The organism is Mariniflexile maritimum, assembly GCF_009746565.1.
GTDB classification, from domain to species: domain Bacteria; phylum Bacteroidota; class Bacteroidia; order Flavobacteriales; family Flavobacteriaceae; genus Mariniflexile; species Mariniflexile maritimum.
The window spans coordinates 69157-83539 of sequence record NZ_WRPN01000004.1 but is presented as its reverse complement, the minus strand read 5'-3'; the positions used below and the strand labels follow the sequence as shown (position 1 = coordinate 83539).

14 protein-coding genes and 1 tRNA gene are annotated in these 14383 nt (G+C 38.9%); 6 read left to right on the top strand and 9 right to left on the bottom strand.

Going from position 1 to position 14383, the window contains the following annotated elements:
- Nucleotides 1-5 precede the first annotated feature (5 nt).
- Complete coding sequence (locus GQO80_RS07485; RefSeq protein WP_157207913.1) at nt 6-2642, top strand: valine--tRNA ligase; 2637 nt, start codon at nt 6-8, stop codon at nt 2640-2642.
- Nucleotides 2643-2656: 14 nt separating this feature from the next.
- Here the strand turns inward: GQO80_RS07485 and GQO80_RS07480 are convergent, their stop codons facing one another.
- From GQO80_RS07480 to GQO80_RS07455, 6 genes are all read right to left on the bottom strand, one after another.
- Entirely contained in the window at nt 2657-3403 is a 747-nt protein-coding gene (locus GQO80_RS07480; protein WP_157207727.1) for a COG4705 family protein, read from the bottom strand.
- A gap of 102 nt (nt 3404-3505) precedes the next feature.
- Complete coding sequence (locus GQO80_RS07475; RefSeq protein ID WP_157207726.1) at nt 3506-3793, bottom strand: Sec-independent protein translocase subunit TatA/TatB; 288 nt, start codon at nt 3791-3793, stop codon at nt 3506-3508.
- 105 nt (nt 3794-3898) lie between these two features.
- Nucleotides 3899-6205 carry a M1 family metallopeptidase gene (locus GQO80_RS07470; protein ID WP_157207725.1) on the bottom strand — a complete coding sequence of 769 codons (2307 nt, stop codon included), beginning with the start codon at nt 6203-6205 and terminating at the stop codon, nt 3899-3901.
- 110 nt (nt 6206-6315) lie between these two features.
- Nucleotides 6316-6819: a DUF6702 family protein gene (locus tag GQO80_RS07465; RefSeq protein ID WP_157207724.1), complete on the bottom strand. Its 504-nt coding sequence runs from the start codon at nt 6817-6819 to the stop codon at nt 6316-6318.
- A gap of 269 nt (nt 6820-7088) precedes the next feature.
- On the bottom strand, nt 7089-7859 hold the full coding sequence (locus tag GQO80_RS07460; RefSeq protein WP_157207723.1) for a peptidase associated/transthyretin-like domain-containing protein: 771 nt from the start codon (nt 7857-7859) through the stop codon (nt 7089-7091).
- Nucleotides 7846-8646, bottom strand: coding sequence for a hypothetical protein (locus tag GQO80_RS07455; RefSeq protein ID WP_157207722.1), 801 nt, complete (start codon nt 8644-8646; stop codon nt 7846-7848). The genes GQO80_RS07460 and GQO80_RS07455 overlap by 14 nt, the downstream gene beginning before the upstream one ends.
- Nucleotides 8647-8766: 120 nt before the next feature.
- On the opposite strand from GQO80_RS07455, the gene pepE reads away from it, so the two are divergent.
- Nucleotides 8767-9474 carry a dipeptidase PepE gene (pepE, locus tag GQO80_RS07450; RefSeq protein WP_157207721.1) on the top strand — a complete coding sequence of 236 codons (708 nt, stop codon included), beginning with the start codon at nt 8767-8769 and terminating at the stop codon, nt 9472-9474.
- Nucleotides 9475-9603: 129 nt separating this feature from the next.
- On the opposite strand, the gene GQO80_RS07445 is transcribed toward pepE, so the two are convergent.
- Both GQO80_RS07445 and GQO80_RS07440 read right to left on the bottom strand, forming a co-directional pair.
- A tRNA-Gly gene (locus GQO80_RS07445) sits at nt 9604-9676 on the bottom strand.
- 48 nt (nt 9677-9724) lie between these two features.
- Entirely contained in the window at nt 9725-10150 is a 426-nt protein-coding gene (locus GQO80_RS07440; RefSeq protein WP_157207720.1) for a GNAT family N-acetyltransferase, read from the bottom strand.
- Between the two features lie 98 nt (nt 10151-10248).
- On the opposite strand from GQO80_RS07440, the gene GQO80_RS07435 reads away from it, so the two are divergent.
- Together GQO80_RS07435 and GQO80_RS07430 are read left to right on the top strand one after the other, a co-directional pair.
- Nucleotides 10249-10689, top strand: a complete 441-nt coding sequence (locus GQO80_RS07435; protein ID WP_232333130.1) for a GNAT family N-acetyltransferase — start codon at nt 10249-10251, stop codon at nt 10687-10689.
- Nucleotides 10690-10766: 77 nt separating this feature from the next.
- A complete protein-coding gene (locus tag GQO80_RS07430; RefSeq protein ID WP_157207719.1) occupies nt 10767-11552 on the top strand; it encodes a M48 family metalloprotease in 786 nt (261 codons plus the stop codon).
- A gap of 33 nt (nt 11553-11585) precedes the next feature.
- On the opposite strand, the gene GQO80_RS07425 is transcribed toward GQO80_RS07430, so the two are convergent.
- Complete coding sequence (locus tag GQO80_RS07425; protein WP_157207718.1) at nt 11586-11975, bottom strand: ankyrin repeat domain-containing protein; 390 nt, start codon at nt 11973-11975, stop codon at nt 11586-11588.
- Nucleotides 11976-12227: 252 nt separating this feature from the next.
- On the opposite strand from GQO80_RS07425, the gene gpmI reads away from it, so the two are divergent.
- Nucleotides 12228-13745: a 2,3-bisphosphoglycerate-independent phosphoglycerate mutase gene (gene gpmI, locus GQO80_RS07420; protein WP_157207717.1), complete on the top strand. Its 1518-nt coding sequence runs from the start codon at nt 12228-12230 to the stop codon at nt 13743-13745.
- A gap of 157 nt (nt 13746-13902) precedes the next feature.
- Nucleotides 13903-14307 carry a BT0820 family HAD-type phosphatase gene (locus GQO80_RS07415; RefSeq protein ID WP_157207716.1) on the top strand — a complete coding sequence of 135 codons (405 nt, stop codon included), beginning with the start codon at nt 13903-13905 and terminating at the stop codon, nt 14305-14307.
- Nucleotides 14308-14383 lie beyond the last annotated feature (76 nt).

Below are 14383 nucleotides of genomic sequence, written 5' to 3'. Positions count from 1 at the left end.
AAAGTATGCAAATGCCGTTAAAATATGATGCAGGCCAAGTAGAAACCAAATGGTACAACTACTGGATGGCACATAATTATTTTCATTCCGAACCAGATGAAAGAGAGCCCTACACCATAGTAATACCGCCACCAAACGTTACTGGGGTATTGCACATGGGGCACATGCTTAACAACACCATTCAGGATGTTCTTATTCGTCGCGCACGTTTGCAAGGAAAAAATGCCTGTTGGGTGCCGGGTACCGACCACGCCTCAATTGCTACCGAGGCCAAAGTTGTGGCCAAACTCAAGGAACAGGGCATTGATAAAAATAGTTTGTCGCGCGAAGCATTTTTAAAACACGCTTGGGATTGGACCCACGAATATGGTGGCGTTATCTTAGAGCAACTTAAAAAGTTAGGGTGTTCTTGTGATTGGGACAGAACCAAGTTCACGATGGACGACGATATGAACGAAGCGGTAATAAAAGTATTTGTTGATCTATACAATAAAGGACTCATTTATCGTGGCTACCGCATGGTAAACTGGGATCCGGAAGCAAAAACCACACTTTCGGATGAAGAGGTTATTTATGAAGAAAAACAAGGAAATCTTTATTATTTAAAGTATAAAATTGAAGGCAGCAACGATACTTTAACCATTGCTACCACACGCCCCGAAACCATTTTTGGCGATACGGCCATTTGCATCAATCCTAACGACGAACGATTTGCGCACTTACGCGGAAAAAAAGCCATCGTACCCATTTGCAATCGTGTTATCCCAATAATTGAAGATGCTTACGTTGATATGGCATTTGGCACGGGTTGCCTAAAAGTTACCCCTGCACACGATGAAAACGACAAGGTTTTGGGCGACAAGCACAATCTGGAAGTTATTGATATTTTTAACGACAATGCAACCTTAAACAGTTTTGGGCTGCACTACCAAGGCAAAGACCGCTTTGTGGTTCGCAAAGAAATAACCCAAGAATTGGATGAAAATGGCTTTTTGGTTAAAACCGAAACCCACGTTAATAAAGTTGGCACTTCCGAAAGGACCAAAGCCGTTATCGAACCGCGCCTATCCGATCAATGGTTCCTAAAAATGGAAAACCTTGTAAAACCCGCTATCAATGCGGTTTTAGGCGATGCACCTGAAATTAAATTATTCCCCAAGAAATTTGAAAACACCTATCGCCACTGGATGGAAAACATTCGCGATTGGAACATTTCGCGCCAGTTATTATGGGGCCAGCAAATTCCTGCCTATTATTATGGCAACGGAAAAAACGACTTTGTTGTTGCCGAAACCAAAGAGGCTGCCTTGCAACTTGCCAAACAGAAAACCAACAACCAACAACTAACAACCCACGACCTAAAACAGGATACCGATGCTTTAGATACCTGGTTCAGCTCCTGGCTATGGCCCATGAGCGTTTTCGACGGGATTCGCCATCCAGAAAACAAAGACATAAAATACTATTATCCTACCAACGATTTGGTTACAGGCCCCGATATTTTATTCTTTTGGGTTGCCCGCATGATTATTGCAGGATACGAATACAGAGGCGAAAAACCCTTTAACAACGTGTATTTAACAGGCTTGGTGCGCGATAAGCAACGCCGGAAAATGAGCAAATCTTTAGGAAACTCGCCCGATGCCTTAAAATTAATCGAGGAATACAGTGCCGATGGTGTTCGTGTGGGCTTGCTTTTAAGCAGTGCCGCAGGAAACGATTTAATGTTTGATGAAGCACTTTGCCAACAAGGAAAAGGGTTTGGAAATAAAATTTGGAACGCCTACCGATTGGTTGACGGTTGGGAAATTGACCAAAACATTCCGCAACCACAAGCCAATAAAACTGCTATTGCATGGTACCAATCAAAATTCCAAAAAGCCCTATTGGAAATAGATGACCAATTCAGCAAATACCGGTTAAGCGATGCGCTCATGGCCATATACAAGTTGATTTATGACGATTTTTGTGGTTGGCTCCTGGAAATGGTTAAACCCGCCTACCAAAAACCTATCGATGCGGTTACCTACAAAGCCATAATTGCGATTTTTGAAGACAACTTAAAAATCGTGCATCCGTTTATGCCATTTTTAACCGAAGATATTTGGCATTATATTGCAGAACGTAGCCCCGAAGAAGCTTTGATTATTGCCAAATGGCCTGAAGCGAAACCCATAAACGACAGCTTGATTGCCGAATTTGAATTTGCTTCGGAAGTTATTTCGGGCATTAGAAATATTCGGAAAGAAAAAAACATACCATTTAAGGACGCCCTTGCTTTTTCGGTGATTAACTATGAAAAAGCGCCCCATTCTTTTGATGCTATTATTGAAAAATTAGGCCATCTGGAAACCATTGCCTATGTAGAAAATGCTGTTGAAGGTGCGCTAACCTTCCGCGTAAAATCAAACGAATATTTTATTCCTTTGAAAGGCAGCATTGATGTGGAGGCAGAAATTAAAAAGTTAACCGACGAGTTGACCTATACCGAAGGTTTTTTGAAATCGGTTCAGAAAAAACTATCAAACGAACGTTTTGTTGCCGGTGCGCCAGAACACGTATTAACCAACGAACGCAATAAAGAAGCCGATGCTCTAGCAAAAATTGAAACCTTAAAAACGAGTTTGGCGAGTTTAAAATAGGGGTGTTTTTTCGGTTAACCCACCTTGTTTTTTTGAATGGACCTGTGTGAAATTATAAGCAGAAAGGTCATGGTTACTATTGAAACCATGGAAGCATTTAAGGTGCCCAGGTCTAAACCGCCGTTTTCAATTGGTTTTGTTAAGAAATCGCCAAAAGTTGCACCAAAAGGTCTAGTAAACACAAACGCAATCCAGAATAGTACGACCTCATTAATTTTTGTTGCGTAATGCAAAATAACTACCATTAAAATTATGCCTGCCGTAGCCATAGCACCAAACAAGTAACTCAAACCCACCACGTCGCTCAAATAATCGCCAAATGCCGTTCCTAAACTGTTGGAAAATAGAATGGCCAACCAATAATAAATTTCCTTGTCCTTGTTAAAAATGGGATAGACATTTAAGGATTTGAATTTTAAGTTCCAAAGCATTAAGGTTAAAAGGAGTCCGGATAACAATAGCAAGCTTCCAAAGGTATATCCTAAATGCAAGCTTCTATCTAAAAAATCGGAAATTTCGGTACCTAAAGTTGTGGTAGCAATAATTACCAACCAATAACATACAGGAATATACTTTTTTGTGTATAATTGAATGGAAAGTACTATTAAAAAGAAAATAAGGGTGATAACAATGCCTGTGAAGTAACCCAAATTTAATGTCATTGCCAAGTAATCGCCAAACGTTTCCCCTAGCGTGGTAGCAACAATCTTCATTAACCAAAAAACAATGGTTATTTCTGCTACTTTATTTAGTTTTTCCATGTTAATTTTCTAAAACCTGTATTAGCGATTACACCATTTATTTTCTTAGAAAATCAAATGAATAATTTAGAAAGAAGATTTGTTTTAAGAACCAAAGGGAAACTACAATTTTCGTCGCACCGAACCTGTAAAGTCGTCAATATTGTCCTTAACGCTATCCAATTCCTTTTGAACGTCGGAAACAATACTGGTATCGATGCCGTTTTTTTCGGCACTTTTGGTAATTTCCTGTTTAATGTCGTTGGTAGCATCTTTAAGAACGCGCATGCCCTTGCCCAAGCCCCTGGCAATTTCCGGAAGCTTGTCGGCACCAAAAACCATGATGGCAATAAATAGTATAAAAGCTATTTCTGCACCACTTATAAACAAAAATGTAGAAAGTATTATCACGATACAAATATAATAAGTTGTTTGGTTACCACATTACGATATTCACTTAAATTAATGTGCTGCTTAATGTTAAAAATTATTAAACTGTTTTGTAGCGACCTAATATTATCCCTTCACTTTGTTCTTAAACTTATCAAAATCGCTCTGTACTGCTTGTTTGGGCCAGGTATTATTGGAAGTATCAATATCGGCGGTTTCCAAATCGGGGTCCACTTCAATTTTTGTTATCTCTTTATCAGAAGTTATTGTTTTGCTAACTTCCTTATCGTTCAATCGCCAAACTTCCGCAGGATATGTTTCCATTTTTGAAGTACCATCCGCGTAGGTATATTTTACAAGAATGGGCATAACAAGACCTCCAGGTTTGTTGAACGTGATGCTGTAAAAATACTTTGGGGTTTTTATATTGGCGCGTTCGGTTTCGGTAAAATTATCCATTATATAGTCTTTTAACGGTTTTGAATTATCCAACAATGTCCCTTTTTTCAAACTCTCGTTAAAATCTTCACTGCCCTCTTCAACCATATAAACCAATGGCATCAGGTCTTTTACGGTTCTGCCCTGTTTTGCCAGATAATCCTTAATGTATTTATTGGGTTCTGAGGAAACATAGTATTTTTTCACATCTTGAATACCTATATCAACCCAATCGGTGGTATAAAACCAACCACGCCAAAACCAATCCAAATCTACTGCTGATGCATCTTCCATGGTTCTGAAAAAATCCTCGGGTGTTGGGTGCTTAAACATCCAGCGCTGCGCATATTCCTTGAAAGCATAATCAAAAAGTTCATGCCCCATAACGGTTTCTCGTAAAATGTTCAAGGCCGTAGCGGGTTTACCATAGGCGTTATTGCCAAATTGGTACACATTTAAGCCTTTGCTCATAATTGGCGCAATAAAATCTTGGTCGCCCCCCATGTAAGGTACAATTAATTTAGCGGGACCGCGATCGGAAGGAAATACTTTGTCTTGGGGCGAAAGTGCCTTTGGATATTTTTTTCCAAAATCCTGTTCGGCCAAATATTGCAAAAAGGTATTTAAACCTTCGTCCATCCATGTCCATTGGCGCTCATCGCTGTTCACGATCATTGGGAAAAAATTATGGCCAACTTCGTGAATGATAACACCCATCATACCATATTTTGTGCGGTCGCTATAAACGCCTTTCTCGTCTGGACGCCCAAAATTCCAGCAAATCATGGGATATTCCATACCTTGGTTGTGCGCGTGCACCGATATGGCCTTGTGGTACGGGTAATCGAACGTTCTTTTAGAATACGATTCCAAGGTACTTGCAACCACTTTTGTTGACCATTCTTCCCAGAGCGGGTTGCCTTCCTTGGGGTATAACGACACCGCCATCACGTCTTTACCGCCAATTTTTACCGCCATCATGTCCCATATAAATTTTCTTGACGTTGCAAATGCAAAATCGCGAACGTTTTCGGCTTTCAATTTCCAAGTTTTTGTTTTATCGGAAAATACTTTTTCGGCCGCTTCAGCCTCCGCTTGCGTAACAATTAAAACTGGCTGCTCGTATGATTTTTTTGCTTTTTCAAAACGTTCCATCATGGTTTTTGAAAAAACCTCTTTTCTGTTCATTAGTTCGCCCGTTCCATCCAAAATATGATCGGCAGGTACGGTAATGTTTACTTCGTAATTCCCAAAGGGAAGTGCAAACTCGTCGCGCCCCCAAAATTGGGAGTTTTGCCAACCTTCAACATCATTATAAACCGCCATTCGAGGGAAAAACTGGGCAATTACATAGGCGCGGTTGCCATCTTTAGGAAAAAATTCGTAACCAGATCGCGCCCTATCAACCAAGTGGTTGTTAATATTGTACCACCATTTTATGGAAAACGAGGTTTTTTCGCCCGATTTTAAGGGCTGGGGAAGCTCGATGCGCATCATGGTGCTATTGATGGTGTATTTGAGGGGAGATCCGTTGGCATCTTTTACTTCTTCAATATTAAAACCACCATCAAAAGGATCTTTCATATAATCTGTTACAAATGCATCGGGGCGTTTAACCTGTTCAATCCTATCACTTTCAATCAAAGGGCTTTTAGAATTTTTCGCCCGTTTGTTTTGGTCCAATTGAACCCATAAGTATTTTAGAATGTCGGGTGAATTATTGGAATACGTTATCGTTTCAAACCCCGATAATTTGGTGTTTTTATCATCCAGTACAATATCCATCTTATAATCTGCCTGTTGCTGATAATACGCTGAACCCGGAGCGCCAGAAGCAGCCCGATACATGTTTGGGGTTGCAAACTCATCGTACAACTGCCTGAATTTGTTGGTGTTTGTATGCCCAGGTTTACGATCGGCAGGGGTGGTTTCTTGGGCAAATGCGCTTATTGAAACAAAAAAAACAGACAAAAAATAGTACTTTAGGTTTGGCATAATTAAATTATTTGTTTTATTGAACGGACTTTGATAAATAGGGTTAAAAATTGGGTAATGATTGCAAAAAACGGCAGAATTTAGCGAAATTAAAAATCATTTAACTTTTTTTAGTTGAAGGTTAGCAAGTTACTGCTGTTTTGAGAAATAAGAATAAAACTTTTTTGCCGTTTGTTGATGTTTGTTTTGATGATGTTTTGTTGGTCGTCAAACATATCAAACAATACTTGATTGCTAATTTCAATGGTTTCAATGGTTTTGATGCCCTCGATTTCCAAATAGCATTTTACAATATCGGTATCGTATTCCTTACCTATATAATTCAGGTTTACGCTGTTGCCGTTAATCTTAATTTTTATTTTTTCCTTTAAATACCTTTCAATAACCCTATCGGTGGTGGGCATTTCGTTTTTAATTGCCAGCGTTATTTTTTTATCGTAACGCTCGCGCAACAAATTTTCAAGATCGTCGATAAAAATTCGTGAGGTTATTTGAACGGACTGCTTTTCTGGCATAAAATCGATTTGCGTAACACTTACATAGTATTTGTGTGCCAGCGTAAATGCCCATAGTGGCAGTAAAAAAAGAAGGAATAGGTGTTTAAAAGTGTTCAATCTATTTATTTTTTGCTAATGTAATTATTCTATTGTAAAAGCATCGAAAAGCCTCGATAAAAATCAATTTTAACAGAGCAAACCCATGCTTTCATTTTAAAGTCCTTTTTGCCAGATGAAACTATAATTATCGCAAATAAAAATCTTTAAAAATTAGTGTTGATTCATTTTTATTTCATTCAGAATTAAAGAAAAAATTGGTTACCCTGGCGATAGTGAACAGGCGAAGCAATTCGTAGCTTTTTTTCATAAAGTATGAATATGCTTTGTCAATTTTTAGTGGCTTCTAAATTCTTAAGATACTGTTTGTACTTATGCCTTAAAAAAACCAATATCTTAAAATCGGTTTCGTTTTTGCAATATTTTATAAAGTTTTCATCATCGGCACAAAAGTAAAAAAAGTCCATTTTATGGTTTTCTTCCATGGGGTTTGATGCGAAAAAATCGTTTGACAGGCGTGCTTTTATACTTTGCATCAGGGATTCTTTTTCTTCAATTTTAATTTGGTTTTTTAATTGTTTCGTTCGTCCTGAAATGGCATTCAAAATTGGGTTTAAAGGCACTAAACCACCTCCTGTGGTAGCCTCATGCAATCGTCGTTCACTTTGGGTAGCCGGTTTGCCCGTATATCCCGGAATGCCAACGTCATAAAAATTAATGGGCGGGTTCCCATCAACTTTTTTAATATCCGTAAGCAAATTACCCGAAAGCGTTTTACCAATGGTAACTTCGGCCAATTCGTTAATTTGTTCTTCCAAAACTACCCGAACGGCCTTAAACAACAACATATTGCTTGTAACGACAACCGATTTGGGTTTATGCTGTATGGACGAAAACACAATCGTATCGTTTAAACTTGCCCGTATCTTAAATTCGCCATGTTGATTGGTTATGGTAAAAACCTGTGCCGTTTTATTGATAACGTGAATGTTCTCTACCTCAATTTGACTATCAACTTTACCTGAAATTTCTACCGATTGCGAAAAAGCTACCCCACTTGCAAGCATACCTGCCGCAACAAACCTATCAATTCTTAGCATGCTCCCCATTTAAAAACAATACGCTTTGGTTTAGTAAAAATTCGATGAGCAAAATTTCATGTTCCTTTTTAAAATAATCTGCATTTATGCCGTTATCCTCAACAAAAACCACAAATGCTTCCATGCGCTCTTCTGGAATGTGAAACATATCACTCATGGCCTTCAGCGAGTAAACATCGAGCAATGTTATGGGTTTTTCGTATTTTAATCGTGAAGCATCAGACGTTTTCCGCCCTTTCGATCTAAACAGCATTTTGCCCAACCCAATGAAATCTATACCATTATATAGTCCGCCTTTATTGGTTATGGAACTTAAAGCATCCGCAATCACTTGGTTATCAAAAGCCCGTTCCTCAAAAAACTGGTAAGCATCCATGTTGCCCAGTTCCATAGTAATTTTGGGCCGTTCTTTGGCTTTTTCAATATCGAGGGCCAACATACCCGACAAACCAGAGGTTAACAAAATGGTATCCAATTGATTAATAGCTTCTGATAGATATATTTTCAACAATTTGGATGCTATAATTTCTTTGGTAATTGTAATGGAAACCCTTTCAAATTGCAATGCAAAAACCTCAACCACATCATTTACTCCCACGGCCATGGTAAATGCCCCTTTTTGGTTGGTAACCGTTCCGGAATTTGACGAGGCATTAAAAACTACTACCCCTTCCACATCATTATCCTTAGCACTAATGAGGCCGTTAATTTCAGTGCGCTGGGTGGTTTGCCCTAAAACTGGACTAATGGATAATAGCAATAAAGCACAAAGTAACGGTTGTTTCAAAAAAAGCCTGATTTTAGGTTATAAATTACGCACATCATTTCTTAAAAAAAATGAAAAACCATTCTAAACTTTTGTTAAAACATGCAATTGGCTAACTTTACTCCATAATTTTTAGACTTGATGAAAAACGTAATAATTGCCAGCACATCAACCGTTCACGGAAGTGGCTATTTGGACTATATCCTAGAAGAACTGGAAGTATTTTTCAAAAACGCCAGCAACATTTTATTCATTCCCTATGCAAGGCCCAGTGGCATATCGCATACCGATTACACCCAAAAAGTAGCCGAGGCGTTTGCTAAAATTAACAAAACGGTTAAGGGCATCAACGAATTTGAAAACCCCATAGAAGCCGTTAACCAAGCCCAAGCCATTTTTATTGGCGGCGGCAATACCTTTGTATTAACCTACCAACTTTATAAAAACAATTTGATTGAGCCCCTACAAAAAGCCATAAAAAACGGCACACCTTATTTGGGCACCAGCGCAGGCAGTAATGTGTGCGGACTCACCATAAAAACCACCAACGATATGCCCATTGTGTACCCCCCAAGCTTCAATGCACTGGCTATAGTGCCTTTTAACATCAATCCGCATTATCTGGACCCCGACTCCACTAGCACGCACAAGGGCGAAACCCGCGAAACCAGAATTAACGAATTCCATCATTTCAATACCCAGCCCGTTATAGGGTTGCGCGAAGGCAGTTGGCTACACGTAAACGGCCATTCGGTAATTTTAAAAGGCCCGTTAAAAGCCCGCATTTTTGAATACAACAAACCACCTTACGAAATTGAAACGGGCACAGAATTGAAAGGCTTGAATTGATGGTTACTGGTTTTGGGTTTTTGATGGTTCGCTGTTGGGTTATTAAGTTATTTTGAAAAGAACCGACAACTTAAGAAACCATTAAAATACCGCAATAAAAAAACCCCATCGATAAATGAGGTTTTTTAGAGCGGGAGACCGGGTTCGAACCGGCGACATTCAGCTTGGAAGGCTGACGCTCTACCAACTGAGCTACTCCCGCATTACAAGGGCAAATATATAAAAACGTTTTTTTATCGCACAAGAAAAATCAGAGCTTTTTCAAAAAATGATACCCTAAAATATTAAAGCCTTCATTGTAATAAAACTTATGTGATGCATAATTGGTAGCATAGGTGTTCAATTCGGCTGTATTACAGCCTTTTGCCTTTACATAATTATAAATCCAGTCAAAAAATTGTGCTCCCAAACCTTTGCTCCTGTATTCCGTTTCAATAAAAACATGGTCTATTTCAACACTTTTTCCCGCATAATGCCGCGTGCAAAACCACAGGCCACATACACCTATTAAGTTTTCTTCATCATACACGCCCACACATTCATAGTTTTGGTCAACCATTTCAGAAAATCGTTGCTTTAAAACATCGGCACTTATTTTATAATCGTTCAGTTTTTCAACCAATGGCACAACGTTGAAAATGGCATCTTTATCAATAATTTTAATTTCAAATGGCATACTTGTTTTTTTTTGTGAAGATAAATATTTTCAATTGTTGACATTCATCAAACACTAATTTTGTTTAAGTTTGAAAAACACCTAAAACAATTCAAAAATTGAACTATACCATAAAAACCATTAATGCCTCTGAAACCTATGGCGTGAGGCAACCCGTTTTAAGAGATGGAAAACCTATTGAAACCTGTATGTTTGATGGCGACAACCTGCAAACCACGTTTCATTTAGGGCTTTATATAACAAACGAATTGGTTGGTATTTGCTCGTTTTTTAAAAATAATCACCCATTGATAGCGAACGCATCCCAGTACCAACTTAGAGGCATGGCTATTTTGGATGCCTATCAGGGCCTGGGCTTAGGAACCCTTATTTTGTCGCATGGCGAAACCTTGCTAAAACAACAAGGCATCCCCGTTATTTGGTGTAATGCCCGCGTGAAGGCGACTGAATTTTACAACAAAATGGGGTATAAAATTATTGGAGAACCTTTTGATATTAAAGATATTGGCTTGCATTATTGTATGTACAAACCATTGTAATTTAAAATTTGCCTCATAAAAAAAAGAAGTAACAACATCAACTATTTTTGTAAATTTAGCATTTAATACCGCAATACATGAGAAGCAGAAACTTTAAAGTAAGGCTATTGATAGGTGTAGCCATCGCACTTTTTTTTGTTTTAAAAAGATGCAGCCAACGGGAAGTAAACCCATACACAGGTAGAACGCAAACCATTTCCATGAATTCGGATGAAGAAATAGCCATTGGCCTGCAAAGTGCCCCTCAAATGGCACAGGAATATGGCGGTTTATACCCAAACAACCAATATCAAGCTTTGGTAGATCAAGTTGGAAACCAATTGGTAAACAATAGTATTGCCAAAGAAACACCCTATAAATATGAATTTCATTTACTGGCAGACAACAAAACCATAAACGCTTTTGCGCTTCCGGGTGGGCAAATTTTTATTACTTATGCCCTATTTTCAAAATTAGAAAACGAAGACCAGCTTGCTGGTGTTTTAGGCCATGAAATAGGCCATGTTTTAGGCAGGCACAGTGCCGAACGCATTGCCGAGAGTCAATATTGGCAAGGGTTGGCTACGGCAGGATCAGTGGGGGCCGATATGGGAGACTTGGTAGCCGGAATTGGCCAAAACACCTTGCTCACAAACGGAAGGGATGATGAACTGGAAAGCGACGACCTTGGAGTACTTTTTATGTTAAAAGCGGGCTATAAACCAGAAGCCATGATAGGCGTTATGGAAATTTTAAAAGCTTCCGCAGGCCCAAACCGCGTGCCAGAATTTAAAAGCACGCATCCCGACCCAGAAAACAGAATTGAAAAAATTAAGGAAGCCATTTCTAAATACAAAAAAAACCCTGAAATACAGGGTTTTTAAGAGTGACTAGCTCAAAATAATTATAGCACGCAATTATTTTTCCGTTAAGGCTTTTTCTATGATCGCATAAGCATCTTTGGCACCGTGCAACTGGGCATATTCCAATGCGGTCATTTTTTTTATGGATTTCACTTTTAAATCTGCGCCATGCGCAATTAGCAACATTAAGATGTCGGTTCTGTTGTATTTGGCAGCATACATGGCAGGTGTCATCCCATCGGATTTTTGATTAACATCCTCGCCCAATTCAAGTAGCTTTTTAACCGTTTCCATATCGCCTTTGGCAATAGAAATACAAAACGAATTCACCTTAATGGCCACATCCGTTTTTTGGTTTTCGATAATAAATTGGCTTTGGGTTGCATGTACGCTTACCAAAGAAGCGCACAAGGCGATAGCTGAAATAATGATTGATTTTTTCATGATGAAAGATTTTGATTTTTGATTAATGATTGCGTTTTTTGATGTACTAGATAGACGGCATCCGTTTTAAATTGTTACACAAAAACTGTTTTTTTATTTATTTTTAACAATTTTTTCACATCTTATTGCAAAAGTCATTGTTTTTTAAATTTCTTTGAAAAACCAATAATCTCAACCGTATTTAAGAAGACTTTAAGGTAGTTTTTTATCAAACTTCAGTATCTTTGAAGCTTATTAAAACCTCAAGAACCAATGAACAAAAAAGTAATTTTAATGATACTTGATGGCTGGGGAAACTCGCCAGATCCTAAAGTATCGGCCATCGATAATGCCAACACCCCATTTATAGATTCCCTTTACAAAAAATACCCATTCGCCACCCTTAGAACCGACGGTTTAAACGTAGGTTTGCCAGAAGGCCAAATGGGCAATAGCGAAGTAGGCCACATGAATTTGGGTGCTGGCCGCATCGTTTATCAAGATTTAGTAAAGGTAAATTTGGCCGTAAAAAACAAAACCCTAAATTCTGAAAAAGAACTGGTTGATGCCTTTAACTATGCCAAAACCAACAACAAGGACGTTCATTTTTTAGGCCTGTTAAGCGACGGTGGCGTACATTCGCACATCAACCATTTGCTGGGTTTAATAGATGCTGCCAATGATTTTGGATTAAAGAACACCTTTGTACATGCCTTTACCGACGGTAGGGATGTGGACCCCAAATCGGGATTTGGTTTTTTAACCGCTTTAGAAAACCATATCGAAAATACCCCAACAAAATTAGCAACCGTAACCGGGCGCTATTATGCCATGGATAGGGACAAACGCTGGGAGCGCGTTAAACTGGCATACGATGCAGTAGTAAACAGCATTGGTGAAAAATCGACCAACGTTACAGATACCATTCAAAACAGCTATAACGAAGATATTACCGATGAGTTCATCAAACCCATCGTCATGGTCGATAAATCTGGAAATCCCGTAGCGCATATCAAGGAAGGTGATGTGGTTATCTTTTTCAACTTCCGAACAGATCGTGGCCGTGAATTAACCGAAGCCCTAACCCAAACCGATTTTCATGAGCAAAACATGCACAAGCTAGATCTGTATTATGTAACCCTTACCAATTACGACGATACCTATAAAAACATCCATGTAATTTTCAACAAAGACAACCTAACCGAAACGTTGGGCGAGGTATTGGAAAAAAACAACAAAAAACAAATCCGTATTGCCGAAACCGAAAAATACCCGCACGTAACCTTCTTTTTCTCGGGCGGTAGGGAAAATCCGTTTCATGGCGAAACCCGTATTTTAAGAAACTCACCAAAAGTAGCTACTTACGATTTACAACCCGAAATGAGTGCTTATGAGCTGCGCGATGCCCTTGTACCAGAACTGAAAAAAGGCGAGGTCGATTTTGTGTGCTTAAACTTTGCCAATGGCGATATGGTTGGCCATACCGGTGTTATGGAAGCCGCTATTAAAGCTTGCGAAGCAGTGGATGCATGCGTAGAGGATGTGGTAACCACGGCTTTGGAAAACGGCTACACTACCCTGCTCATTGCCGACCATGGCAATTGCGAAACCATGATAAACCCCGATGGTTCACCAAATACTGCACATACTACCAACCCAGTACCTGTTATTTTAATTGACAACGATTTAAAATCTATTAAAGATGGCGTTTTGGGCGATATGGCCCCAACCATTTTAAAGCTAATGGGCATTGAACAACCCAAAGCCATGACGCAGCATGCACTAGTTTAGTGATTGGGCTAAAAAGTTATTGGGTTATTAAGCTAGTTAGCAACAACTACTTAACAACCCAATAATCAACAACCTACCAACCATTAAAACAGTAAAATTTATAGAAACTAAAAGCTATGTACTTTAAGTGTATAGTTTCAACAAACAATTGAGACCCATGAAATTTACCGAACACCAAATAATTGCAGTAGATTTTGACGGCACTATTGTTGAAGATGCCTATCCGCAAATAGGAAAACCCATGATGTTTGCCTTTGAAACCTTGAAAATGCTTCAAGGGAAAGGGCACCGCCTTATTTTATGGACTTACAGAAGTGGTTCTCGCTTAGAAGAGGCCATTGCGTTCTGCGAAGAAAATGACCTGCATTTTTACGCGGTAAACTGCAGTTTTCCTGGTGAAGAATTCAATGAAGGCATGAGCAGGAAAATCCATGCCGATTTATTTATTGACGACAGAAATGTAGGTGGATTTTTAGGATGGGGCGAAATCTATCAAATGCTTACAAACACCAATCCGCCAACAATAGAAAAGAAAAAAGGCTTTTTCAGTTGGTTCAAATAGGCATTGCCATAAGTTTCTTCAACACTTAAATCACTAAATCATTCATCTTTCCCAAAAGCCAATACCTACATTTTAA

Bases quoted from the DNA above. Each gene is read 5' to 3' on its own strand.
- GQO80_RS07415 (WP_157207716.1), top strand. From the start codon at position 13,903: ATGAAATTTACCGAACACCAAATAATTGCAGTAGATTTTGACGGCACT.
- GQO80_RS07430 (WP_157207719.1), top strand. From the start codon at position 10,767: ATGAGAAGCAGAAACTTTAAAGTAAGGCTATTGATAGGTGTAGCCATC.
- gpmI (WP_157207717.1), top strand. From the start codon at position 12,228: ATGAACAAAAAAGTAATTTTAATGATACTTGATGGCTGGGGAAACTCG.
- GQO80_RS07485 (WP_157207913.1), top strand. From the start codon at position 6: ATGCAAATGCCGTTAAAATATGATGCAGGCCAAGTAGAAACCAAATGG.
- GQO80_RS07480 (WP_157207727.1), bottom strand. From the start codon at position 3,403: ATGGAAAAACTAAATAAAGTAGCAGAAATAACCATTGTTTTTTGGTTA.
- GQO80_RS07470 (WP_157207725.1), bottom strand. From the start codon at position 6,205: ATGCCAAACCTAAAGTACTATTTTTTGTCTGTTTTTTTTGTTTCAATA.
- GQO80_RS07425 (WP_157207718.1), bottom strand. From the start codon at position 11,975: ATGAAAAAATCAATCATTATTTCAGCTATCGCCTTGTGCGCTTCTTTG.
- GQO80_RS07460 (WP_157207723.1), bottom strand. From the start codon at position 7,859: ATGCTAAGAATTGATAGGTTTGTTGCGGCAGGTATGCTTGCAAGTGGG.
- GQO80_RS07440 (WP_157207720.1), bottom strand. From the start codon at position 10,150: ATGCCATTTGAAATTAAAATTATTGATAAAGATGCCATTTTCAACGTT.
- pepE (WP_157207721.1), top strand. From the start codon at position 8,767: ATGAAAAACGTAATAATTGCCAGCACATCAACCGTTCACGGAAGTGGC.